Below are 24819 nucleotides of genomic sequence, written 5' to 3' on the forward strand. Positions count from 1 at the left end.
TCTTCTTCTCCTTCCTGACGCTGAACGGGTTCCAACTTCGCTTGAGCCGGGTCTTCCTCTTCCCCTTCCTGACGCTGAACCGGTTCTAACTTCGCTTGGGCGGGTTCTTCCTGCTCCTCAGCGTTCCTTTGCACAGGTTGTTGCTGCCCTACCTGAGTTGCCGTAACTCCCTGTAACCCAGCAGCTTGTCCTCCCTGCTTGTCTCTGGCGAGACTCACAGTAAACTTACGCTGAAGCGGGAGCGTTGTGGCGGTCGCTTCCGCTGCAAAAATCGGCACTTCCCCAAAGTTAAAGCCCTTATCCTTTCCTTGTTCTTCTTGCGAAATGCTCTGGGCTGTCTCTGACTTGCTAAAGGGGCTGTTGAGCGATCGCGCCTCCGGCAACAACTTCGCCTGCACCGCAGTCGGCATCAATGGAGTTACATCATTATGATTATGCTGTTGTTTCTTCAGCCGTGCCTTCATCTTAACCGCCTCCCTGCTATTAGCTCCTTGACCAGTCCATCTTCCGCAGTTGTCGCACCTTCGCAGCTCAGATAGAGCTTATCCTACGCTAATAATATTTAACCAAAAACTGCTGAAGGAAAAGATTAGACTTTTGTCTAATCTTAAGATCAAACAATCAGCGTCATATAAATTTATATAACTTCATCTTTCTGGTGGCTAAAAAACCCAGACAAAAAAATAACTTATGAATCAGGATTTGCAATATAGGCAATTTCCCGCACCCACCGCTGCCGTTCCGCGTGGTCTAAATTGAGAATCTCCTCCCGCGACCAATGGAAATGAAAAGCAATAAAGGCTACCTCCCGATATAACTCCTCCTGGGGGTAGCCTAGAACTCCCCCATTGCAGAAAGAGTCCCTTCTGGGGGGTTAATTAAGTTGTAAACATCCAGTAAATATTGCCAGTCATTCAGAAATAACCCTTCTAAATCTTCAGGAGTAAACGCAGATAAATCCCCCAAACGTAAAATCACCCGCGACAGCATCACCAGAGTGCCATAAGCAGGATTGTCTAAACTGGGGGGGTCACGTTGCAGGTAAAGTTCATCTTTACCTGTAGCAAGGCGCATCTCTCCATCTTGGTGCAAGGTTCCTTCGCTGTCGAGCAATCCCAGCGGCAGCGAGAAACTAAAAGTCGTGTAAGAATTGCGATCTGGAAACATAGCAACTTTAAACCAGGGGCATAGAAGTGGGAGTATCAGCAGAGGTAACTCGATTGGCAGCTTGTTCCTCTTCTAACCCATTAATATGCCGATAAAACTTTTGCAGGTAACTCAAGTCGCTAGCAAAGAGATTCTCAATCACTATCGGCGAAATATCTTCCAGCGCCCCCAACCGGCTAATCACGCGAGATAAAATAATCACCGTTGCATAAGCTGGATTCGCTTGCACTCTGGGGTCGCGCATCGGTACAATTTCATCGATCGCCCTTGAGAGCCGCATAATTCCCTTGCGGTGCAAATTACCCTGTTCGTCAAGGTATCCTTTCGGAAGGGTAAACTCAAACTCAGTTTGTATCATTAGAGAATCCGCACAAAAGTTTCTACGGCTAATTCTAGCTCCTCAAAAGCCAGATCCGAACCAGAGACAACACTATCGGCAATACTGTAGCCAACTGGCCAAGCGCCTTCAAAGGCAAACCGAGCGCCTTCTTCACCGTTCTGGCGGTAAATGACTAAACGACCATTGCGTAATTGATCGGCCCAGTTACCTGACTGCACCTCCTCTATCCAGTTCCACAAAGTCATGGAAGAACTCAAACCCCGCCGTAAATTAATGTTATTCACTTTTTCATTCCCTGGCATTTTCGTGCGGATGACTCGTCCCCGCGTCGCGTTGCCCCAATTTTGAGGAAAAACTTCAGCTAATTCAATGACATTCTGGGTATATTTAAACCCTTTACACTCCATAAAATAACCATCTATTGGCTCAATACTTCCATCCAAGTTTAAGCCTACATAAAACCGGGATACTGTCAGTATTTCTGCTAAGTTTTCTTTTAAGTGTTCCTGATTAATTGTCATCTTGGTTTGAATATTTGGAAACTTAAACAGGCTTGATACGTGAGACAATCTAAAACCTATTTTCTGCCTAACCCCTGAAGAAAGGGGTTAGACCAAGTTCTATTTTTCAGAGGTTTGGGAAATCTCTAAGCAGATTACATTTTGCTTGCTCCCACCGGAACCCGAATCATTCCTGCATGAGCAATCTCAATGGTTTCTTTAAAGATATCAGCACTGTCAGCTTTCACCTGAGTGGTTTTATATTTAGCAGGAATAGCATCCCGAAGATTCCACCGTGCTCCTTCAGAACCATTTTGTTTGTAGAAGATCAAGGAAGCTTCATAACGCCGACTCATTGTCTCCCGACCGCCGCCGCCCATTGCTTTCGGGTGTGAATCCACATACCATTGTAAAAGGATATCGTTGTCAGCAGCCGTAACAAACTCTAAGGTCATATTTTGATAGCTGACTGTGGCTGGAGTGGTCTGTGTATCAGTCATCAATCCCTTGCGGGTTCCTATCGGCTTACCCTCCGAAGCAGGATCGATCGTAATTGACAGTCCGCTGGCTTTAGAAATTAGTAATTGCGTATTGTTATTAATTTCTAAGTAAAAGCGAGAAACCGTCAGGTACTCCATGAGGCTTCTATCAGTTCCCATTGCGGTCATTTTAACTCATCCTCCCTATCAATTTTCTCTCAATAATTCTTAGGCGCTGCCAAAAGTAAGGGATCTACCGCTCACCGATTTTACTTTATTGATGCCTTCAGCTACGAGTTCATAGGTTTCTACTGCTAAGTCTTGACCTGTAACATCTGCATCAGCAACGGAGTATTTCTTCGGCCAAGCTCGCTCCAAGTTCCAGCGCATTATTTCCCGACCATTGGGATCGTAAACAACAACCGAGCCATTTTTGCGATTATTTGACCAGTTCCCTTTACCCCCCTCGCTTGGTGGCAAGCATTCTTGGAACCAGTTGTACATTTGAGCACTAGCGCTTCGCGGGTCATCGCACAGGTAAACTTCAACCGTCATAGCGGGGTTAGAATCGTAGCCGCCAGAGGTAGTTTGCCGATCGTGAATTCCCCCTTTGGTTGAACCGATTGGCTTGGCATTTCCCGTGACTTTACCTTCGTATGAAATCTGAGCCATGCTCTTAATTTGAGCTTGAGTAATGCCGTCAAACTCCACGTAAAAGCGAGACGCAACAGTTGTAATGACTCCTACCATATTTCCCTTCCTTTCTCAGATTTTTAGTAGTTGATTCCCTCAAACGAGAACAGGACTTACGCAACCACTTGCTTATCAGCAGAGCAACCACGGGGGAATTGCCCTACAAAACACCATATATATCAGTTATGCGTAAGTCCTAGAGAAGACAGAGGTTCCGAGTTTTTGAGGCAACTACAGGAGAAGTACTCCTACAGGGCAAAACTTAATTTATTAAGATTGCTTAACCGAGTTTCCTTACTTCCTGCCCTCTACTTTCTCGCGTTAACCAAAGGGGCCGCCGGACTCCTCATTTTCATTGCCTGTAATCTGGCTGATTCGGAAAATCACAAATTCAGCAGGGCGGACAGGAGCGACACCAACTTCAACGTACAATCGACCCTGGAGCATTGTTTGCGGGGTATTGATATCCTCATCGCACTTGACATAATAAGCTTGACCGGGGTTGCTTCCTGCCAGAGCTCCTTCCCGCCACAGGGAGTCAAGGAAATTGCTGAGAGTGCGCTTGACCCGCTGCCAGAGGTCTTCGTCGTTGGGTTCAAATACCACCCACTGCGTCCCCTCTTCAATCGATTTCCCGATGTAACTCATCAAGCGGCGGACGTTGATATAGCGCCACTGGATATCATCCAGTTCGACGAGGGTGCGAGCCCCCCAAAGGCGAAGGCCTCGGTTAGGGAAACTGCGGATGCAGTTAATCCCTAGGGGATTGAGGTACTCTTGTTCCCGGAAGTTGCAGTCATAGCTCAGCCCGATGACACCGCGAGGCACTTCGTTAGCAGGAGCTTTGTGAACACCCCTGGTTTCATCGACTCGTGACCAAATGCCGGCTGCGTATCCGCAAGGCGGGACGGCAATGGGGCGACCTCCGTTGCGGGGGTTCGGAACCCTGATCCAAGGGTAGTAGAGAGCGCCAAATGGAGAACGGCGGTTAAATTCTTCAGTTAACCACCGACCCACATCTTGCGGCCTGACGCGATCTGGAGGGGCGTCGAGGATAACCATACGGTTCGGCGGGTTGGGGATGTCGCCTGCTGCGGCTCCTTCGCACAGGCTGAGCATCATGTCCATAATGCCGTGAACTTGGTCTAGGTTCATCAAGCCTGCTTCGTAAACTTTCATCAAGTCCGGGCAAGCAACGATGGTCACGTCGTCAATCTCGAACAAGCCGCGCACGCCGCTGCGGTCATCCTGTGTACCTTCTACATACTGGCTGAAGCGTTCTGGCTGTACTTGCACCGGAGGCGGGCTAACTTCAAACAGCCCGTTGCTGGGACGCCGCGCCAAGGGGGTACCCGTGAGAGAGATGTCTGTAGCCCGAAGGTAGCGGGACTCCCCAAAGGCAGTCACGACATAATCTGTCACTTCGGGGGCAGCTTCGGGGTTCATGGTCAGGTGTTCGTACCGCTCTAGCTCTTCCCCGCCTTGGGTAATGACAATAGTGAAGTATTCCCCTGTATTGGCAGGGATGACGGTGACAGCCTCGGAGCTTGCCTCTGGGCTGCCGTCTGAGTCTGTGTCCGAGCTTGGGGCCGGGGCTGGGGCTGGGGGTTTGGGTTCCCCATCCATAATCCTTACCCGAATTGCTCGTTCGGAAGATGGTAGGAGTGCCTCGCTGCTGCTGGTTGGGGCGATCGCTCTCTCTTGAGCTAAGGAAAACCGCAGCGCAGGGCGCTTGGCGCGGTTCAAAACCTTTGTACCTACCGTATTTGGGTCCGGCGCTGCAGAACCGGGCAACCGAGTCCCAATGCTCGTCACCCAACAGCGGCCGCCGCCGTTTAAAAACCACCCGTACACGGTGAAGGGAAGGTAAGCGCCGAAGTCGGTAAAGCCGTCAGAGTTGGGGCGTCCAAAATACTGGAGGTACTGGTTCCAGCTTGTCACCAACGTCGGCTTAAACATTTCGGCTCCGCCTCGGACATCTTCGGTGAAACCGAGAAATCCCCCAACGGCTGTCGGCACGCCCGCTATGGGGCGACTGCCTCTGTCAACTTCCTCTACATAAACCCCAGGGGCGAAATAGTCAAGTCTTGCCATAATTCTTTATATCCTGCAACGCTAGCCCGCAATTGCCCCAGTTTCACGCGCTTCGCTTTGCTTGATAGCGACATGACTGAAGAAGGCAAAGATTTTTCTTGAAGCTTGTTTGTCTGACTACACACAGGTTAAGGGGTAACACCGAGCAGGAGTTATAGACTTTGGTCGAAAATTCCCTCACAGAACCACTGGTGACTGGAGCTAATTAATTTATGAATAAAGTTTAAGAGTTGGTAATTTATGCCTTTAGATAGGTGCTATATTTGTTTTAACGTAATAAATGCTGAATGCTGAACAGGGGGACTCTTGTATTATGCACGGACTCATCATTAATAATTCACCATCCAAAACGAATGAAAATTATGGGGTCACTCCGCAACATTTTTCTAGCTCAACTAGCCCTCAAAATAATCAGCTTAAAATCATCCCCCTCATACTTGTAGCTCAAGAGCTTTTGTTTTTTCAAAGTTTAAAAAACTTGTTTGGCTTCTATAACATTAACCCATTATGGCAATTTAATGTAGTTGGGGAAGCAGAGACGCAACCAGAAGCAATAAAGCTAGCTGTTCAACAACAGCCAGCTTTAATTCTATTGGATATAGATTTTCATCAAGAGCGAGAGGAGGCAATTAATACTATTGTCGAGTTGAACAATTTATTTAACAAGAGAAATCAAGAGAAACTCAAAATTCTAGCGATCTCAAGTGAAAGAGACGAAAAAGTGATCTTTCTAGCCATGCAAGCAGGGGCTGTTGGCTATGTATTGAAAGAAAATTTGCCGTCCCAACTTTGCTCTGCTATGCTTACGGTACTCAGCGGTCAAGTTTATCTGTGTCCTGAAGTAGCAACTCAGTTTTTCCGGGGTTTTCACCTTTACGGACAAGCTCGTCTTACTAATGCTAAGCGCTCGCCCTCGTCGGTGACAAACTGGGATAGCCACCACCCGTACCGCTTCACCCAGCGAGAACAGGAAGTTTTAGAATTATTAGTCAAGGGGTCTTGTAATGAAGAGATTGCAAAGCGCCTTTACATTACTATAGCCACTGTCAAAGCCCACCTAACCTCGATTTTTGAAAAATTAGGCGTGAAAAACCGCAGCCAGGCAATTGTGAGATCATTGAAACTTGACCTTGTTTGAAGCAGGCTAAAAACTGATAGCTAAAAGCTCCAAGTTAGCTGCTCATAGCTAATGGGAAAGCCAGAAAAAATTTAGCAATTAGTAATTAGTCATTAAATCATCCCATTTTTAGAGCGTGTACTGCTTTACAATCAATGCCATGAGTAATTATTTAGCGATGGCGACAGTCACAGCCACATTGCAAAAAATATTGCAGCGCTCAGTCCAAATCGATGTAGAGGGCGCGCGAGTCACTACCACTCGCCCAGAAAATTCTGGAGGGACGCCAGAAACTGGAATTAGCCTTTACCTTTATCACGTTAAACGCAACACAGCTCTGGGGAACGCAGATATGCCACCGCGCCAACGAAAAGGCGAATTGGTGAAGCGAAATCAGTTGCCGATCGATTTATATTACCTCATTAGTTGTTATGGGAATGATGTGGAACTAGAACCCCAACGCTTATTAGGAAGTGTGATGCGGACGCTCGAGGACAGAGGAATCTTATCCGCTCAAATGATTCGTGAAACAGCCAGCGATCCGAGCTACCCCTTTTTGGCAAATTCTGACTTATCCGAACAAATGGAGATGATTCGGGCAGAATTCGTTCCAATTTCAACGGATGAATTATCAAAAGTTTGGTCAGTTTTTCTCCAAACGCCCTACGTCTTATCAGTTATTTATAAAATTACAGTTGTAGTGCTCGAAGGAGAAGATCCGGTGGCAATATCATTGCCAATTCGCGATCGCCGCGTCAGCGGGTGGATCTTCGGCAAACAGCCTGCAATTCACTCAGTAATATCAGCCGAAGGTCGAGATCAACCGATTTTCGCCACTAGCACGTTAGCGATTCGCGGTAAAATGCTAGCGAACGCTCTGGCCTTAATCCGAGTTTGCGGGGTTGAGGTAGCACCCCCAACTATACAAGAGACAGAAATGACTTTACCCCTGTCCTTGATCCCGATAGAAGCGATGCGAGCAGGGGTTCAGGGCTTGCAAGTGATCCACCGACAAAGAGCAGAGGAAAGAGAAACTGCCAATCGAATGCTCCAGCAGCGCGTTGAGTCGAATGTAGCGCCTTTCGTGTTGCGGCCCTGCGTGCTGGAGGTGAATTTGCTCAGTGTAGAAGGCAGTGACGACGAAGCGCGCACCGCCGAGATTGAAGTAGTAACCGACGTAATTGTGGGTTCTGGGCAGCGATCGCTCCTGATTCTCAACGAACGTACAGCCACCCAGTCAGAAGCTTACCTGTTCAGCGCCCAACCCCGCAATGGCGATCGCAGCAATCTCCTATTTACCTTGCAAGGAGTGAAAGCGGGAGAATACTTGCTTAGAATTCAGGTGGACGGCGCAGAGAGTAGGCTGCAAGTCGATAGCGATGCCAATAGTCCAACGTTTGAGCAGTATATCGACCCTGCGCTCGCCATCCCTTAATCCTGTGCCATCCCCTAAATTGAAAGAAATGAGTGTTGTTTCCGTGCAAGACTGGCAAAAATTGAACCAACAGTCCCTAATGGCTGCCCTCGCCAAAGTGCGAAAAGCCCTAGAACACAAGGCTGGGCAAGCAGAGAACGGGAAACAGCCGCCGACTGCAGGTCAGGAGCAATGGGAAAGCTCAGCGCTCGAACAACTCTGCCACAGCTTTGGCTTATCGACCTTTGAACGAGATTTGCTGCTGCTGTGTGCAGGCATGGAATTGGATGCGAGTTTTGCCAGCTTGTGCGCGCTCGCCCAAGGCGAGCCTCAAAAACCTTACCCCACTTTCAGCTTAGCGCTGAGCGCCTTAGATGCGCCGCACTGGAACGCTCTCACCCCTAATGCTCCCCTGCGTCGCTGGCGACTGATTGAAGTGGGAGGGGGTGCCACCTTAACTCAAAGTCCCCTCCGCATTGACGAGCGAATTTTGCACTATCTCGCCGGAGTTCAACATCTGGACGAACGCTTGGCAGGAATGATTGAGCCTGTACGGGAGTCTAGTCAGTTAGTGCCTTCTCACCAACACCTTGCCGAACAATTGGCGCAAACACTTTCTCAGGCGGCAGGGAGTGAGAGGTTGCTAGCAGTGCTGCTGTGCGGAGAAGACCTGGCGAGCAAGCGGGCGATCGCAGCAGGAGCGTGTAAACTTTTGGGGTTGAGCTTGCATCTGGTGCTGGCAGATAATTTGCCCAGCAATGCTAACGAACTAGGGCAATTTTTGCGTTTGTGGGATCGGGAAGCGGTGTTGTGCAATAGCGCTTTAGTGTTGGATTGTGATGAAACGGATGTTGAGCGCAATGGTAGCGCGATCGCTCGCTTAATTGAGCAAATCAATAGCCCTCTAATCGTGACAGCACAAGAGCGTATCCGCCAACGCCAGCGCCCGCTGGTGAGTTTAGATGTCAGTAAGCCCACGCACTCTGAACAGTATTTGCTTTGGGAAGAAGCGCTAGGGGCCTTCGCAGCAGAGTTGCCAGAGGGGATCGATCATTGGGTGGCACAATTCAACTTAAATGCCCCTGCCATTCAAGCCACTTGTGCGAGTACCTTGGGGCAGATAGAGGTAGAGGATAATTCTCAGACCCTCAGCGATGCTTTGTGGGAAGCGTGTCGCGCCCAAGCTCGTCCCCGGATGGAAGATTTAGCCCAGCGCATTGACGCAGGCGCTAGCTGGGATGATTTGGTGTTGCCAGAGATGCAGTTTCAAACGCTACAAGCGATTATCGCCCATGTCCGACAGCGAGTTAAAGTTTATGAGCGTTGGGGGTTTGCCGGTAAAGGAGGGCGGGGCTTAGGGATTAGCGCTTTATTTGCTGGCCCTAGCGGAACGGGCAAGACAACGGCAGCGGAGGTAATTGCTAGGGAATTAAATTTAGATTTGTATCGCATTGATTTAAGTGCAGTTGTTAGTAAATATATTGGTGAAACGGAAAAGAACTTGAGGCGGGTGTTTGATGCGGCGGAAGGCGGAGGAGCAATTTTGCTGTTTGATGAAGCGGATGCTTTATTTGGCAAACGCTCGGATGTCAAAGATTCCCACGACCGCCATGCAAATATTGAAGTTAGCTATTTATTGCAACGGATGGAAGCTTATCGGGGGTTAGCAATTTTAACGACTAATTTAAAAGGAGCGCTGGACAGTGCCTTTTTGCGGCGGATTCGCTTCGTCGTGCAGTTTTCTTTTCCCGATGCAGCTCAACGAGCTGAAATTTGGCGTCGCATTTTTCCCAAAGAAACCCCCTTAGAAGGAGTGGATGTTAATAAGTTGGCGAGACTCAGCGTTGCAGGGGGAAATATTCGCAATATTGCGATGAATGCTGCTTTTTTGGCGGCCGATGCCAATGAAGCTGTGACAATGAAACATTTGTTAAGTGCTGCTCGGAGCGAGAGTACGAAAGTGGAAAAACCATTAACAGATAGTGAAGTGAAAGGATGGGTTAGCTCGTAGTCGATCGGGTAAGGCAATAGACGTCTTGCCAAAAAAAATTATGTTATAGTCAAGAGTTTTGATTTGAAGCCCCGTCAGCTAACTCATAATTGTAAATTGCGGCTGGGGGGGTGACAAAGAGGCTTAGGATATAGACCGAATAAGGGTTGCAGCCCTCAGACCTTGTTCATAAAAGCAACGTTTAGAACCCACATTCCGCACCCCCAACTGGCACTACCGGCGGATTGAGGGGGTAAAAGTGAATCATCTGAGACCTGGAGTTTAGCTAGTCAGACGGGAATCCCCACACGCTTGTCGCTTCGATTAGTGTGGGATGAGAGGCGCGTGAATCGAGGATTCCACATTTTCATGTCCTCGCCAGCATAGCGGGCGAGCAATGAAGGTGTGGATGACGAGATGAACAAATCTTTATTTGCCAACATCGTTACTTGACATAATTATTAAATTACTGCTTGACACAATATAGTTTTTTCTGGTATTTTTATTCTCAGCAAATGCGTAAAGGTCGTAGCGCAATGAAAGTAACATATCAGTATCAGTTCTATCCCAACACCATTCAAAAGTTAAGCCTAAATCATTGGTTGAGAATTTGTCGCTATTGGTACAACAGGCAGCTAGGCGATCGATTTGATTGGTGGGAGAGTAACCGGACTGCTATAAATGCTTGCCCATTAGTTGCTAGCATCTCTACGCCCCGCGCGCAGCCTAACTACTATTCCCAAAAACAACAATTACCAGTCATCAAAAAAGACCTAGTAAAAGTCTTCCACAGTGGCGAGCTATTGGACTTCAAGCAGGTAGATTCAACTATTCTGCAAGATGTTTCTAAGCGAGTAGATAAAGCCTTTGAGCGGTTTATCGTAGGGGACAGTAAAGGCGGGCGATCGGGTAAGCCCCGATTCAAGACGCTCAGCGGATTACCGGACGATGACTTTTTCTACGGCTAATAACGACTGGATTAAGCTGGTTCGCAAGAATTGGTTTTATATCCGATTGCCGAAGTTGGGTGTCATAAAAGTTCGGATGCACCGCAGGGTCCCCGATGGATTCACCCCAAAGCAAATTAGTGTAACTAGAAAGGCTGACGGTTGGTTCATCCAGATAATGCTTGAAGACGCTTCAGTACCCCAGTTTATTCCTGATAAAGTTACCCCAAACTGGGATAACTCAATTGGATTGGATGCGGTGCTGCATGAAGATGTCTATTTAGCAACATCGTCAGGGGAAAAGCTACCTTCGTTAAAACCGCTTCGCAAAAACCAAGCTAAGTTAGACCAGATATCAAGGAAGCGGAACAAACGGAAGCGCGGTTCTAAAGCCCGACGGAAATTAGCCAAAATAGAAGCGAGACAGCACCAAAAAATAGCGCGTTCTCGCCAAGACTTCCACTACAAAACAGCTCACAGACTTGTGAGGTCTGGAGCTAAATTCTTTTTTCATGAGGACTTAAACTTAAAAGGCTTAACGAAGCGGAATAAAGTTAAGCAAGATGATGAGGGTACTTACCTCCCAAACGGTCAATCAGCTAAATCAGGACTAAATAAGTCTTGGTTGGATGCTGCGTTTGGTCAATTTTTCAAGACGCTGGAATACATAGCCGCAAAAGCTGGGTCAGCCGTCGTGGAGCAAAAACCTGCTTATACCTCAATGGTTCTGTGCTATCGGAATGAAATTGTTTTCACCGATTGCGGTATGCGAAGCTATTGGGATGAGCAACATTCTTTAATGGTCGATCGCGATGTTAACGCCGCGATTAATTTAAAGAGACTTGGGTTGGGCATTTTCCCAAGGAGAAAACGCCGTAGCGGGAATCTTTCTATAGTAGGAACTATAGATGATAGTACCGCAAAGGAAATTTTGCACACCCTTCATCGGGCTGCAAAGATGCCCACGCCATAGCTGTACTCAGCTTGACGTGGGAGTATGTCACACTAAACGGAACTTACCCCGCACCCTTTGAAACTTGCATTTCAAACCCCCATCAGTGGGGCGCTCGGACTTGAGCCAGGGCGCGCTACATGACTACAAGGCCAGTGAAACCTCTAGCAAATCGCTGGGGGGGGTGACAAAGAGGTCTACGAGATAGACTGTATAAGGGTTGCAGCCCGCATACCTTGTTGATAAAAGCGGCGTTTAGAAGGAGTTAACTTGCGTTTACTGTTCCACCTCCAAAGAATATTGTTCTAGATAATTAACCCACTTTTCTCCATCTAATCCAACACCAAATGTACTCCGTCTGCGATATTTTTTCTTTGGTTCTGTGCGACGAGATACATATTCTTGTACCTGCTTTTTCTTCAGTTCATTACCTTGAAATATTGCCCAAGTGTACGCCAGTGTCATGAGCCGAATCATGTTAATAAGTCGGTTCCCTTTGAGGCTTGTTTCTTCAATATCGTAGCCTCCTGTTTTACAGTCTCGGAACATTTATTCAATGCCCATCCGCTGCTTATAAGCATTGATCGCTGCTCGCAATGAGCCTAAGTCCGTGAGAATAAACCAGGCTTCTTTAACTTGATATTTCCCATAGTTCCTTTTCCACTTACAAGCAAGCTCAAACCCGGTAGTAGGTAGAAGACATCTCCAAAAACAATTAAAGCCTTTGTGTAACTAGTACAGCTCGGCGTAAGTAGACAGACTCTATTTGTGGTAGACTAACATAGTTAGTTTAGACCAGTTTCGGTAGGTGATAAAGGAGTCATATATGGCCTTATTAATGCCTAAAACATTAAAATTAAGCGATGGCGAGCGTCATCAACTTCACCAGTGGAGCAAGAGACACAACACGCCGCAACAGATCGTGCTACGAGCCCAAATCATTCTCATGGCATCTGATGGTCAAAATCATCGTGAAATAGCCCGAAGCCTAGAGATTAACCGGCAGATGGCTCGTGAAGGGGCGAAACCGATGGTTGGAGAGCGAGAGAAAAGACTTATCGATTTTGCAAAGATTACAAGATCGAGAACCTGTTGGCGCACCAGCAAAATTTAGCATGGAACAAGTAACCGAGTTATTTGCACTCGCCTGTTCCTCACCGTCGGATTATGGACGGCCAATAAGTCATTGGACGGCTATAGAACTGGCGGAGGAAATCATGAAACAAGGCATTATTGAAAGCATATCAGTCCGACATGTTGGCAGATTATTAGAAGAAGCCGAACTTAAACCACAGGCTTCGCGCTACTGGTTAACCCCCCCTGTGGATGAAGAATTTGATGCAAAAGTTAAAGATATTACAGGTTTATATCTGACTGCGATTGAACGCAGTCAAAATGGAGAACACACCATATCGGTTGATGAAATGACAGGGATTCAAGCTATTGAACGTATCGAGAAAGACTTACCAATGCGACCAGGAAAAGTTGCAAGAAGAGAGTTTGAATATATTCGTCATGGCACGCAGACATTGATAGCCAATTTAAATATTGCTACGGGTAAGATTATCGAGCCAACTTGCGGAAATTCGAGAACAGAAGCCGATTTTTTACTCAACATTCGTCACATCATTGAAACTGACCCTGATGCTCACAAATGGCATCTAATTATGGATTGTCTGAATACTCACCAATCTGAATCACTGGTGCGTTTGGTCGCCGAAAAAGAAGGCTTAGATATCGACCTCGGTATTAAGGGAAAAAGCGGCATACTTCAATCCATGAAATCCCGCGCTGTTTTTTTAAGTGACCCAACACATCAAATTGTTTTCCATTACACACCCAAACATTCTTCGTGGCTTAATCAAATAGAGATTTGGTGAGCGCCTTTTGGTGCGGAAATTACTAAAAAGAGCAAGTTTCACCAGTCAGTACGATCTGAAAAATCGCATCCTCAGTTTTATTAACTACTTTAATCAAACAATGGCCAAACCTTTTAAGTGGACATATAAGGGTAAAGTCTTGGCTGTTTAATAGTCTGTGTATTTACGCCGAGCTGTACTAGATGGTCTAAATTTAGGACTTTTATGGCTTCTTGATGCTCTTTCATGGTTTTTTCCTCTTGGCTCCTAATTCGTTCATTGTATCTCAAAAAAGCCTGAAGTGATTACCCAGTAATCACTTCAGGCTTAAATTTTAAAAATTTATAACCATAAATTCTATTTAAACCCACATTCCGCACCCCAACTGTCACATGGGGTGCGGGTGGGCTGTAAATTCGGGTTCGATGGTAAGCGCGCCAGCCGAACGATACAGTATAAATGCTTAAAAATCGACCTGCCAGACACAATAATTCATTTATTTTGCTGGAGTATTAAACATCGATCCTCAGCTAATTGCGACAGGCAACTTTCTTGATTTCTGTTGAGAACAAAAATACCATTGGAGCTGCCGTCAAGCTGACGAGTTCACCTACAGATGAATAGAGCAAATTTGTATGCTTAGGCTCGAAGCGATCGGGATGCCGAGAGCAAAAAAATACTCTTCAAAGTAAGTAATACTGCAAAATATCGTTGTTAATATCTGTTAATCTAGTAAATAATAACTGCGACAGGTATTTGGGAAAAATCTGAGAATCTCTAATCGCTCGTCAGTCAAATTGGAGATTTGTTTGACTGAGGATATCGTTAATAAATGAACTGCTTGAAAGCATTGAAATATCCACCGCAAGGTCGGTCGATCGGTTAATTGGCCTAATTGATTTTTCAATTTCGCCTGTGACTGGACGAGGCGGGAGCGTAAATGTCTTTGTGCTAAGGTATAAACCAACAGGCATAAACCCATAATTAAAGCCAGGGATTCTATTCTCTCACTCGATTTGAGAAACACGCTATCTGTAAAGAATGAGGGGTCTTTCAGAAAACTAAATCCTCTTTCAGCCGATTGTTGTTGTTTGTATGTATTCAGCATTTGGTCGGGTCTAATTCGTCGCTATCGAGTACATTTGTGGCTAAGATAAATCGTCCCGATTGTTGCATTTCTCTCGCTACTGCCTGGTGGTCGATTTCGATGTTAGCTTGCAGTTTATACCCGGGCTTGTCTGTTTTTTTCACACTGGTGAAGCTGGTGGCATGAATGTGAGTTAGTTTGTGGTACTTAAATTTACTAGAGAGTTGTATTGCTGCCTCGATCGCATCCGGTTCACACGCAAATTTTTGCAATGATAATTGCCTGAGCTTTTGTCGAGCTTCTTGCTCTAATTTTTGTATTTCTTTCTCAATTCGACGCAAATCCGCTTGAGGGCGCACAGAGCTTTCTACTACTAACCATCTTTGTGGAATTCCCGCGTAATTGCTGTATTGTTGCGACCATCGATATCCTGGTATTTTACTCTCCAAAAATTCTGCTTCAGTTAGCTGAATTATCAGGTTTTTGGCTTGTTTTATTCCTAATGGTACTCGGCTCAACCATTTTAAGTTTTTGATGATTTCTAAATTTTTGGCTGTATATAAAGCGCTATCTGCGACAAAGAGTGAGTCGAGGTTCAGTTGCTGTTTGAATGAGGATAAAATTTGTCCGAATACTGCTGAATCTGTTTGATTACCATCGGCTGAAGAAGAAAAATAATGGTACGTCTCCATCTCCACTACAAATTAAATCTATAATGAATTGCTTTAAGTCGGGTCGGTGGTCGCGAGAGTATCCGTAAGTAATTAGGACTTACGCATTGACAAAAAGTATCATCTATGTATGCTAGACGATGCCATGACTGAATCGGTTTGCCAAAATATGCTCACGTATAACTGAAGTGAATAGATTCCTTTGGACTTCATACCAGTTACCAATTATTTTTTCAGACCGCATCAACTCCAATTTTACAAATGCTTGAAGTGAACAAAATATATGAGTCTTGATTGCCGAGGTGTCTCTCACCATAAAACGACAAATTCCACATACTTGTTTGATGGCTCTATGAAATGTTTCAATTTCCCAATGAGTATCATGAATTGTGAGAAATTCATCTCTTGTTATCTCCTGAATCTTTGACTCGTCTGGCAAATACAAAATATAGTGTCTAGATGCCTCTTTTTTAAAGCTTTTCCTAAACACTTTTATAAATCCAAATTCTTTCAAATGAGTTCTTAATCCTGACTCAGGAATGACCAGAGTGCTTACCTGGCAAGAATTATGTGGCTCATTTGAGACAGTCCTATTTTTTTGAATTCCGAATAGAAAACCCAATTTCTGGTTTTTTAGAAATTTTAAATTTTCCACTCCTGAATACCAACTATCTCCTGTTACTGTTTTTGGTTTAACTCCCCAATTTATTATTTCACTCACCATTTCTCTAAAGTAATCGTTTTTGGTTTTTCCCTCCTTTTTATCAGAGATTCTGTAATTTATTGGAACTGAATTACCATTAATATCGCTGTAAGATAGGGTGATTAAATTTAAACCAATAATAGTTTTATGAGCTTTTCCTGACCAAAAATAACTAATCAATTCGGCATTTTTAGGGTCGCTGTAAATCTTTTCTATGACTGTATCGTCTACACTTAGTATCCCTCCTGTCAGGTTGATTATTTTCTCTACCTGACTGAATAAGTCTTTCGGCTCATACCTTTCTCTTAACAAAAACCGATTGATAGAATCGTGAGAAACATCTCCCAATATCTCGGATAATCTGCTACATCCTCCCAGTTTGGGTTCTGACAACAATGCAGGAGGTGTAAAGGTCGGCGTTGCATTGTGCCGTAGAGGGTTTAGTTATTTTTCTCATTGTTCCATACTTAGAAAGGAGACGACAATTATTTATCAATGCACTGTTTTGTTATTTTGTCAATGCGTAAGTCCTAGTAATATGTATTGGTAATGGTGCTTCCTGATGATTCATGCTTGAAACCTGGTTCATGCTCGAATTTATTGGCAGAGCAAATAATGAGCCTGCGTCGCGATCGGCATCATATTTGTATTCCCCATGCAGGTGGAATGAGCTAGAATCGAGATGTACTGTATTTAACCCTACATCAAATTTAATTGCTGCTTCGAGGGCAATTGCTGTAAAAGTTTGACTCAATCCCGTGACATATAGCTTGTCTAATACTCTACCTAAACGATCGTCATTTAAGTGTTCTGGTTTAATTCCTTTGCCGATTAAGTGTTCAGTTGGTTTGCCTTCAAAAAAATTTGAGAATAAATATAACGGTGCGGATACTAAACCTAATCCGTTGAGAATCATGGCTTTGACAGCGTGACCGGGACTTACTATTTCGCCTGGTTGACCACCTACTAGCTGATTGATTTTTTCTACCCTGTTGTCTCCGATCGATTATCCCAGCAACTAAACCCAGGTGGTCTAGGTTTTGGACTGTTATTTCAGGATTTTTTTTTCATCGAATTGAGACGGCCGATTGGGGCGAGAGTATGTCTTTTGTACTGGCGAGTGCTGCGCCAGTTATATTTTACTTTTTCCCCCATCGTTGGACTTTCGATCGCACGCCGGAAAGAGAACGGTCGGCAGTCAGCAAATTACTACTGGTATTTGATGGGGCTGGTATTTCGACTGACATTGTTTAAGCATTTGTACTTAAGCTTTTTGGTCGCCCTGAACACGACTCGCGAACCGCAGCCCACCCGCACCCCATGTGACAGTCGGGGTGCGGAATGTGGGTTTAAAGACCTGCGGAATGTGGGTTCGACAGCGATCGGGCATCCAGCGGCGTTACAAAGTAAGCCAAAAATGATTTGTAATTTCCCTCTCTTTTTGTCCCGCGAATAGCCGTATTGAGCCAGGGGACAGGTGGTTCCTTCAAAATAAGTAGAGGTGACATCGTAGAGAATTAAGCGTAAGGATTCAGGTAAAAAATAGTTCAGCAGAGAGCCAAAAAATATGGTAATGTAGTCAGATGAGCGAAAAGCCAGAGTTATCAGCAGCACTAAAATTAGAAATAGTTGACCAGTTGAGCCACCAGGAGCTGGTCAAAATTGTGCTAACCCAACAGAAGCTGATTGAAAAATTACAACAAAAGCTCGAAAAGCTCCAAGAGAGACAGCCCAGTAATAGTAAAACATCATCCAAACCACCATCGAGCGATCTGATACAGAAATCCGAGACAGCCAAAGTTGACAATTCACAAGAGTCAGAGTCAGAGTCAGAGTCCCAACCTGCATCGCAAACCAGGAGGACAGCCGGGACATATCGGTAAAAGCCGAAAAGGATTTGGGCGAGTAGATAGATATCAAATCAGCACTCCTGAGTATTGTGAGCATTGTGGTAGCCCTGAATTAAGTGATGCGATTGGTTATAGCAAGCAGCAAGTAGCGTGTAAAGCCAGCCTTACCAATTGAAGTGGTGGAATATCAACGAGTCAAATGTCAATGTAATGAATGTGGAGCAATGGTGATGGGTGCACCAGCATCAGGGATAGTTCCAGGGCAAGACTTAAGCATCGACCTACAAGCATTATTGGTATGGTTAGGTAATTATGGGCACATATCCTATGAAAAACAACAAGAGTTCCTGCGCGAACTAGGTGGAATCGAAATTGGGATAGGGACATTACAAGCAACAAACGCGCGGGTAGCTGATACTGTAAAGCCTGCCGTTGAAGAGCTATAGCAATGGGCACGCCGACAAGCCAACGTCCATGTGGATGAAACTCCGTGGTGTGTCAAGGGAGTCAAAGAATGGTTATGGACAGCTACGGGTCAAGATTTTTGCCTGTTTCATGCCGCAGACACTCGCAGTAGAGCCGAATTAGAGACGATGCTGGGGCATGAATTTGCGCTCAGTGTTGAGTTCCGATGATTTTAGCGTATATAACGGTGTGATTGTGGGAGCGCAACAAAAATGTCTAGCCCATCTACGGCGACATTTTAAGAAAGTTCTGCTTATACGCCACGGTAATAACAGTGTCGTCGCTTCTGCATTTTTGGAATTAATTGATGAGGCATTTCGACAACATCGCCTAGGGCGGGTACACCCCCAAGAGATTGATTATCAGACTTGGGCGAGGGACTTTAAAACGAGATTGGCAGAATTGTTAAATACTTGGCAAGGTCATGTTGGTCATGCTGCTGGACTGTTACTGCGCTCGTTACGTGAGAAAGCACATCAATGGTGGTACTTTTTAGACCACCCGGAAATTCCCCCTGATAATAATTTGGCAGAACGTTCTCTGCGATTAGCCGTGACGAAGCGTAAGGTATCTGGGGGTTCCCGGTCCATGTCTCGGTTTGAACAAACTGCTGATTTGTTATCTGTGATTCAGACTTGTAGATTTCAAGGTAAAAGCGCAATGGCTTTTTTCCATGATGCTATATCTGCCCATTCTTGTAACTTTTTCATGCCTTCTCTTATTCCCCAATCAAAGACCTGAATCCTTACGTTTTTTCTTCTAAGCAGTACCAATTACAATTTTTTTCTGGTGTTGAATGTTGCTATTATGGCAATCACAGGATTTTTGGGCGTAAGTTTCATTTATCAAGGAATGCACTTTCTGTCCGAACAAGATACGGAAGGCAAAGACATTAGGCTAAATATTTTGCGCTTTTGGTTGGGACTCTATGCGTTTGTTGGCACTCAGTTGGGATGGACGCTGAGACCGTTTTTTGGGTCGTCGGGAATGCCTTTTCAACTGTTCCGAAACCGAGAAAGCAATTTTTATATGAGTCTGTGGCAATCAATTATGTCTCTGGGAGGATCGTAATTAATCCCAATTAAAGGAGATTTTAAAGAGTGATACAAGCTGATTTGGATGAGATCAAGATTCCTGAGAAGGAGTTGGAAGATTTGAGCGGAATAGCTTTGAGCGACGGTTTTGCAGGGGATTTTTACCGACCTGCTGCACTCCGGGACGGCAAAAAGCTGTTTTCTCTTTTGTTGAATGAGTTGCTGAGATTTTGCCTGACATTAGTTGTTTAGCAGCCGATTGCTTTACTGGCTAATAAACATAATGTTGGTTCATTTAGCGATGCTGAGATATTTGTCAGGGTTTTACAAATAACTTTGGGTTTGTCGCTGGCGATTACGGTTGCTTGGAATGTCTATAAATGGGTTAAGGCAAAGCCTCTGGCAACCCTGGCGGGTCTGCGGGATGAAGTTGAGAAGTATCATGAGGTGACTCCGGCTTTAGATATTATCGATCGCCTAACGGCTGCTGGCAAATTACAAGCCAATTTAATTAACCGAGGAGAAGCAATTGAGGCATTAAAAATTACTAGAGAAAGTTTAGTGTGTGCTTTGAAAACAGAGATAATTCTCAGAGAAAATCAGCAATTTATCGGCCGCCGTTACGAGTTATTTGCTAATATTGAAAGTAATTTGGCTGCTTTGATGGCGCTGGATGTGAGCGATCGGGCGACTGAATACGGGCGGTTGTTGAATGAAGCTTTGGAAATTGGGATGAGCGTGCACAAAGAGGTAAGAAAGTTGCAAAATGGGCGTTAGAGTTGCTGGAGAGTTCCTGGTTTGTAGTAAAAGTAGTAACTGAGATATTGCACCATTTTTATGAACAGGCAAGATGCCTGTTCCACAAAGAGTGAATTTTATTGTGGGGAGTAGGGGTTGGGCAGGAGAGCCCGCCCCTGAAAGGCTTATTGAAAATGGTGCAATATAGAAATTACTACAAATTTTGTTCCCACCGGAAATTTCAATCCTCAAAAATATCCAACTGTTCGCCCTCAGACTCTTTTTTGCCATCTTTTTTAACACCTTTCCGCAGCCCGATCGCAATTTTGCTATGTTTCTCAATCTGCCTCATCACCTGTCTCGCCCGGTCAATCACCGACGGCGGTAAACCAGCTAATCTGCCCGCTTCAATTCCGTAAGATTTGTCAGCACCTCCCGGCTGAACTTGGTGCAAAAATACGATTTGATCCGGCAATTCTTTCACTGTCACCTGATAATTGGCGACATTATCTAAAATAGAAGCTAACTCATTTAACTCGTGATAGTGAGTCGCAAAAATTGTCCGCGCCCGAATCTCAGTTGCTAAATATTCCGCCACAGACCAAGCAATCGAAAGTCCGTCAAACGTCGCCGTTCCCCTGCCAATTTCATCTAATAAAACCAATGATTGCGGCGTCGCATGATTGAGAATATTTGCAGTTTCGTTCATTTCTACCATAAACGTAGACTGACCTGTTGCCAAATCATCGACGGCGCCGACGCGGGTAAAAATACGATCGCAAATTCCCAAACTCGCAGCTTTCGCCGGCACAAAACTACCCATCTGCGCCATTAACTGGATCAAACCCACCTGCCGCAAATAACAACTCTTGCCACTAGCATTCGGGCCGGTTAAAATAATTAAATCTGGGCGGTTTAGCGATTCTTCCCGACCCAAAAAAGCAGAATTAGGGACAAAAAATCCCGGCGGCAAAGACTTTTCCACCACAGGATGACAGCCTTCAATAATTTTAATTTCCCGACTTTCTGTCATAGTCGGGCGGCAGTAATTCTGGTAAACTGCTACTTCTGCCAAACCGCACAAAACATCTGCCGCCGCCACAGCGCGGGAAACGTTGCGAATAATTTCTGCGTGTTCTCCTACCTCCGATCGCACTTTAGCAAAAATATCGTATTCTAATTGATTTAAATCTTCCCGCGCTGTCAGAATTCGCACTTCCCTTTCTTTTAATTCTTCAGTGCTGTAGCGTTCTTCATTGGTGAGAGTTTGCTTGCGGGTGTAGTCCCTCGGTACTTGGTCTACTTTTGATTTGGTAATGCTGATGTAATAGCCGAAAGCTTTATTGTAGCCTACTTTTAAATTAGAAATTCCCGTGCGCTTTCTCTCAGTGGCTTCTAAATTTGCAATCCATTCTTGGTCGGCTGATGCAGTTTGGCGCATTTCATCTAGCATCGGATTGATTCCCGCTCGAATCAAACCTCCTTCTTTTAAATGAATCGGCGGTTCGTCAACTAAATGAGAGTGAATTTTACTTGCTAATTCTTCGAGAATTGGCGGTACATTTTGCAGTGCTTTCAAATAGGGCGATCGGCCTTGGGCTGCGATCGAGGCTAATTCCGGCAGTTTCGAGAGAGAATCAGCTAAAGCGACCAAATCCCGCGCGCTAGCTGTTCCCGAACCGGCGCGGCCTGTCAGTCTTTCGATGTCGTAAATTTGGCGCAGCAACTGCTGCAAATCTTGGCGCAGACCGTTATTTTCTACTAATTCTTGGATCGTGTCGTGTCTGGCGCCAATGCCTTTAATGTTGAGCAAAGGTTGCAGCACCCAGCGGCGCAAAGCGCGGCCTCCCATTGCGGTGCTGGTTTTATCTATCGCCCACAGCAGCGAACCGTGAAAAACCCCATCTCTCACTGTTTGAGTAATTTCGAGATTGCGGCGGGTTTGGTAGTCGAGTATGAGAAAATCGGTGAGAGTGTAAGTATGCAATCTTTGCAAAGAAACTGCTTTTTCCTTTTGAGTTTCTTCGAGATATTGCAGCAAACCGCCGGCGGCGCGCACTGCGAGGGAAAGGTGGCCGCATCCCATACCTTCGAGCGATCGCACTTTGAACTTTTGCAGGATTCTCTGTTTTGCTTCGGACAAACTAAACGGAATTTGCGATCGCAAAGAATAGCAAAACGAATTCGGCAAACAATCGGGCAAATGCTCGGATTTCTCTCCGGGCCTCAACATAGTCACCAAATCCGGCGCATTAGTTAGCACCACATTAGTTGGAACCAGCACTTCCGAAGGCTGCAAGCGCAGTAATTCTAGGGTTAATTGTTCTAAACTGTTGGCTTGGGTAGTTACGAATTCTCCCGTAGAAATATCTGTATAAGCCAATCCCCAATCTTCCCCACTGATGACGACTGCTGCTAAAAAATTATTTTGTCTGGGTTTGAGCATTCCGTCATCAGTCAAGGTTCCGGGAGTGAGAATGCGGGTAATTTCTCGCTTGACTTGGCGGCCTTCTTTAGCAGCAATTGAGGCATCTTCAACTTGGTCGCAAACTACCACAGCATAGCCTTTTTCTACTAACATTGAGGTGTAGCGGTCGAGGGCGTGGTGCGGCACTCCTGTCATCGGCACTCTGCCAATTTCTTTGCCGCTTTCTTTGCTAGTACAAACAAGTTCTAATTCCTGCGAAATAGTAACTGCATCTTGGAAAAAACACTCAAAAAAATCTCCGACTCGAAACAATAAAAGTGCGTGGGGATACTGTTCTTTCACTTCCACATACCGCTGCATCATCGGCGTCAGCTTGGTGAATTCTAGTAGGCGGTGGTCGGCATTGCGGATGTTGGGTTGATGGGGGTCTGTTGGGGTAGATGCAGTGTAAGGCATAAAAGGCGATCGATAAATTTTAATCTTTAACAACTTTAGCGCAAGCTCGGCTTTTAGCTCTAACTAATATACAATATTTGACGATTAATCCTCCTTAAGCAGGGTGCGTGATTGTCATTATTGGGGAAGAGTGTTGACCTATACAAAAGTCACGCGCCCTACTTAATAATCGATAAACCCGCTTTTCGTTGAGAATTTTTCGGTCGCTTTTTATCTAATGTGAGCTTAAGCCTCGCCTATAGTGAGATTAAGTGCGAAAGTTTTATTTATTGTGAGAGGAGAGCGATCGGCGATCGACAAAAACAATCTCATCCATCTCGCTGTTAGCTGTTATGGCAGAAGGAAGAAGGCTTTAGTTATCTAGGAGAGAAGGAAGAAGCAAGGATTTCAGCAATTAAGAACGTCCTAACCGTCGGGCGTGGTTGCTATAAATGTTGGTGGTTAACAAAAGAATGTGAAATTTCCCGCACATAAGGGGCATAAGCTTTACATTTTTGTTATTGAAAACAGCCGGAAGATAGATTTATAAATTATACCTCGGATAGAGAGATAATATATTTTATAGGCTTAAAATTAAAACATCCAAGCAGGTAATTTATCGGCGTAGTAAATTTAAGATTTAGAATCAAAAATCTGCTAGCTAGTAGTTGACTAGAGGAAAAAAAATAATGAAAGCTCTTTGCTGGCACGGAGCAAATGATGTGCGAGTTGATAATGTACCAGACCCAACAATTATCAACCCGCGCGATGCCATAGTTAAAATCACGTCTACAGCAATCTGCGGCTCAGATTTGCACCTCTACAATGGCTTGATCCCGACAATGCAATCGGGCGACATCATGGGCCACGAATTCATGGGGGAAGTAGTCGAACTCGGCAGCGAAGTCAAGAACTTAAAAAAGGGCGATCGCATTGTCATTCCTTTTACTATTTCTTGCGGCAGTTGCTTCTTTTGCAACCGCGATTTGTGGTCGCTGTGCGACAACTCCAACCCCAATGCAGGATTGGCTGAAAAAATCTACGGCCATTCGCCGGCTGGACTGTTTGGCTTCTCCCATTTAACGGGCGGCTATGCAGGAGGTCAAGCAGAATACGCGCGGGTTCCGTTTGCAGATGTCGGCCCTTTAAAAATTCCCGACGGACTTTCGGACGAACAAGTATTGTTCCTCACCGATATCTTTCCTACCGGTTACATGGCGGCCGAAAACTGCAACATTCAGCCGGGGGATACTGTAGCTGTTTGGGGATGCGGGCCGGTCGGACAATTTGCAATCAGAAGCGCGTTTATGCTGGGGGCCGATCGAGTAATTGCGATCGACCGCGTACCGGAACGCTTGCAAATGGCTGCAGCAGCCAAAGCTGAAATCATCAACTACGAAGAAATGGACGCCGGGGAAGCCGTCACCGAAATGACGGGGGGACGCGGGCCTGACTCCTGCATCGACGCGGTGGGGATGGAAGCCCACGGCACCGGTCTCGACGCTTTGTACGACAAAGCTAAGCAAGCCGTGCGGTTGGAGAGCGATCGACCCACTGCCCTGCGACAAGTGCTCGTAGCTTGTCGCAAAGGCGGCACAGTCTCAATTCCCGGCGTTTACGGCGGCTTTGTTGACAAAGTGCCGTTAGGTGCAGCTTTCAACAAAGGCTTGACCCTGAAAATGGGACAAACGCACGTTCACCGCTATTTGCGGCCGTTGCTCGATCGCGTTCAAAAAGGCGAAATTGACCCGTCATTCGTAATTACGCACCGAATGAAATTGGATGAAGCGCCCCACGCTTACGAGATTTTCCTCAACAAAAAAGACAACTGTATCAAAGTTGTCCTCAAACCATAA

At 45.5% G+C, this 24819-nt stretch carries 21 protein-coding genes and 5 pseudogenes; 13 read left to right on the plus strand and 13 right to left on the minus strand.

Translation table 11 applies throughout. The features are described from left to right. The 8 genes and pseudogenes from QUB16_RS02325 to QUB16_RS02360 form a co-directional block, all read right to left on the minus strand. A partial coding sequence (locus QUB16_RS02325; RefSeq protein WP_333313741.1) for a hypothetical protein occupies positions 1 to 464 on the minus strand: 464 nt, incomplete at its 3' end. A gap of 224 nt (positions 465 to 688) precedes the next feature. Next, positions 689 to 820 (minus strand): annotated as a pseudogene (locus QUB16_RS02330) (DUF6760 family protein); the annotation flags it as partial. A gap of 14 nt (positions 821 to 834) precedes the next feature. Beyond that, a complete protein-coding gene (locus QUB16_RS02335; RefSeq protein WP_333313742.1) occupies positions 835 to 1167 on the minus strand; it encodes a hypothetical protein in 333 nt (110 codons plus the stop codon). Between the two features lie 7 nt (positions 1168 to 1174). After that, positions 1175 to 1525 carry a hypothetical protein gene (locus QUB16_RS02340; protein WP_445251090.1) on the minus strand — a complete coding sequence of 117 codons (351 nt, stop codon included), beginning with the start codon at positions 1523 to 1525 and terminating at the stop codon, positions 1175 to 1177. Next, positions 1525 to 2028, minus strand: coding sequence for a phage tail protein (locus tag QUB16_RS02345; RefSeq protein WP_333313744.1), 504 nt, complete (start codon positions 2026 to 2028; stop codon positions 1525 to 1527). Before QUB16_RS02345 ends, QUB16_RS02340 begins: the two co-directional genes overlap by 1 nt. Before the next feature lie 134 nt (positions 2029 to 2162). After that, complete coding sequence (locus tag QUB16_RS02350) at positions 2163 to 2675, minus strand: phage tail protein (protein WP_333313745.1); 513 nt, start codon at positions 2673 to 2675, stop codon at positions 2163 to 2165. Between the two features lie 39 nt (positions 2676 to 2714). After that, positions 2715 to 3236, minus strand: a complete 522-nt coding sequence (locus QUB16_RS02355; RefSeq protein ID WP_333313747.1) for a phage tail protein — start codon at positions 3234 to 3236, stop codon at positions 2715 to 2717. A gap of 264 nt (positions 3237 to 3500) precedes the next feature. Then, positions 3501 to 5273: a phage tail sheath C-terminal domain-containing protein gene (locus QUB16_RS02360; protein ID WP_333313748.1), complete on the minus strand. Its 1773-nt coding sequence runs from the start codon at positions 5271 to 5273 to the stop codon at positions 3501 to 3503. Positions 5274 to 5586: 313 nt separating this feature from the next. Between QUB16_RS02360 and QUB16_RS02365 the strand changes: the two genes are divergently transcribed. The 5 genes from QUB16_RS02365 (at position 5587) to QUB16_RS02385 (ending at position 11714) form a co-directional block, all read left to right on the plus strand. Further along, positions 5587 to 6411 (plus strand): response regulator transcription factor, encoded by an 825-nt coding sequence (locus QUB16_RS02365; protein ID WP_333313749.1) that lies wholly within the window; start codon positions 5587 to 5589, stop codon positions 6409 to 6411. Positions 6412 to 6550: 139 nt separating this feature from the next. Then, positions 6551 to 7825, plus strand: coding sequence for a DUF4255 domain-containing protein (locus QUB16_RS02370; protein WP_333313750.1), 1275 nt, complete (start codon positions 6551 to 6553; stop codon positions 7823 to 7825). 28 nt (positions 7826 to 7853) lie between these two features. After that, positions 7854 to 9815, plus strand: a complete 1962-nt coding sequence (locus tag QUB16_RS02375) for an ATP-binding protein (protein ID WP_333313751.1) — start codon at positions 7854 to 7856, stop codon at positions 9813 to 9815. Between the two features lie 515 nt (positions 9816 to 10330). Beyond that, positions 10331 to 10762, plus strand: coding sequence for a helix-turn-helix domain-containing protein (locus QUB16_RS02380; protein ID WP_333313753.1), 432 nt, complete (start codon positions 10331 to 10333; stop codon positions 10760 to 10762). Next, positions 10743 to 11714: a transposase gene (locus tag QUB16_RS02385; protein ID WP_333313755.1), complete on the plus strand. Its 972-nt coding sequence runs from the start codon at positions 10743 to 10745 to the stop codon at positions 11712 to 11714. Before QUB16_RS02380 ends, QUB16_RS02385 begins: the two co-directional genes overlap by 20 nt. A 255-nt stretch (positions 11715 to 11969) precedes the next feature. Here the strand turns inward: QUB16_RS02385 and QUB16_RS02390 are convergent, their stop codons facing one another. After that, positions 11970 to 12242, minus strand: a complete 273-nt coding sequence (locus QUB16_RS02390; RefSeq protein ID WP_333313756.1) for a hypothetical protein — start codon at positions 12240 to 12242, stop codon at positions 11970 to 11972. Between the two features lie 277 nt (positions 12243 to 12519). Here QUB16_RS02390 and QUB16_RS02395 point away from each other — a divergent pair, with 277 nt between their 5' ends. After that, positions 12520 to 12807: a hypothetical protein gene (locus QUB16_RS02395; protein WP_333313939.1), complete on the plus strand. Its 288-nt coding sequence runs from the start codon at positions 12520 to 12522 to the stop codon at positions 12805 to 12807. Continuing rightward, positions 12707 to 13573, plus strand: a complete 867-nt coding sequence (locus QUB16_RS02400) for an IS630 family transposase (protein ID WP_333313758.1) — start codon at positions 12707 to 12709, stop codon at positions 13571 to 13573. Before QUB16_RS02395 ends, QUB16_RS02400 begins: the two co-directional genes overlap by 101 nt. Positions 13574 to 14276: 703 nt before the next feature. Here QUB16_RS02400 and QUB16_RS33455 read toward each other — a convergent pair. The 3 pseudogenes from QUB16_RS33455 to QUB16_RS02420 form a co-directional block, all read right to left on the minus strand. Beyond that, a pseudogene (locus tag QUB16_RS33455) lies at positions 14277 to 15331 on the minus strand (IS1634 family transposase). Between the two features lie 112 nt (positions 15332 to 15443). After that, positions 15444 to 16470, minus strand: a pseudogene (locus QUB16_RS02415) (IS701 family transposase). 159 nt (positions 16471 to 16629) lie between these two features. Continuing rightward, a pseudogene (locus QUB16_RS02420) lies at positions 16630 to 17065 on the minus strand (DUF4277 domain-containing protein); the annotation flags it as partial. Between the two features lie 49 nt (positions 17066 to 17114). Here QUB16_RS02420 and QUB16_RS02425 point away from each other — a divergent pair. From QUB16_RS02425 to QUB16_RS02445, 5 genes and pseudogenes are all read left to right on the plus strand, one after another. Next, a complete protein-coding gene (locus QUB16_RS02425) occupies positions 17115 to 17267 on the plus strand; it encodes a hypothetical protein (RefSeq protein ID WP_333313940.1) in 153 nt (50 codons plus the stop codon). Between the two features lie 329 nt (positions 17268 to 17596). Then, positions 17597 to 19069 (plus strand): annotated as a pseudogene (gene tnpC / locus QUB16_RS02430) (IS66 family transposase). 66 nt (positions 19070 to 19135) lie between these two features. Continuing rightward, positions 19136 to 19399 (plus strand): hypothetical protein, encoded by a 264-nt coding sequence (locus QUB16_RS02435; RefSeq protein WP_333313764.1) that lies wholly within the window; start codon positions 19136 to 19138, stop codon positions 19397 to 19399. A gap of 29 nt (positions 19400 to 19428) precedes the next feature. Next, positions 19429 to 19614 (plus strand): hypothetical protein, encoded by a 186-nt coding sequence (locus QUB16_RS02440; RefSeq protein WP_333313766.1) that lies wholly within the window; start codon positions 19429 to 19431, stop codon positions 19612 to 19614. A 90-nt stretch (positions 19615 to 19704) separates the two neighbouring features. Then, complete coding sequence (locus QUB16_RS02445) at positions 19705 to 20139, plus strand: hypothetical protein (RefSeq protein WP_333313768.1); 435 nt, start codon at positions 19705 to 19707, stop codon at positions 20137 to 20139. Positions 20140 to 20341: 202 nt separating this feature from the next. Here the strand turns inward: QUB16_RS02445 and mutS are convergent, their stop codons facing one another. Beyond that, positions 20342 to 22984 (minus strand): DNA mismatch repair protein MutS, encoded by a 2643-nt coding sequence (gene mutS / locus QUB16_RS02450; RefSeq protein WP_333313937.1) that lies wholly within the window; start codon positions 22982 to 22984, stop codon positions 20342 to 20344. A 668-nt stretch (positions 22985 to 23652) separates the two neighbouring features. Between mutS and QUB16_RS02455 the strand changes: the two genes are divergently transcribed. After that, a complete protein-coding gene (locus QUB16_RS02455; protein WP_333313770.1) occupies positions 23653 to 24819 on the plus strand; it encodes a zinc-dependent alcohol dehydrogenase in 1167 nt (388 codons plus the stop codon).

Source organism: Microcoleus sp. D3_18a_C4 (assembly GCF_036702415.1).
GTDB lineage: Bacteria > Cyanobacteriota > Cyanobacteriia > Cyanobacteriales > Microcoleaceae > Microcoleus.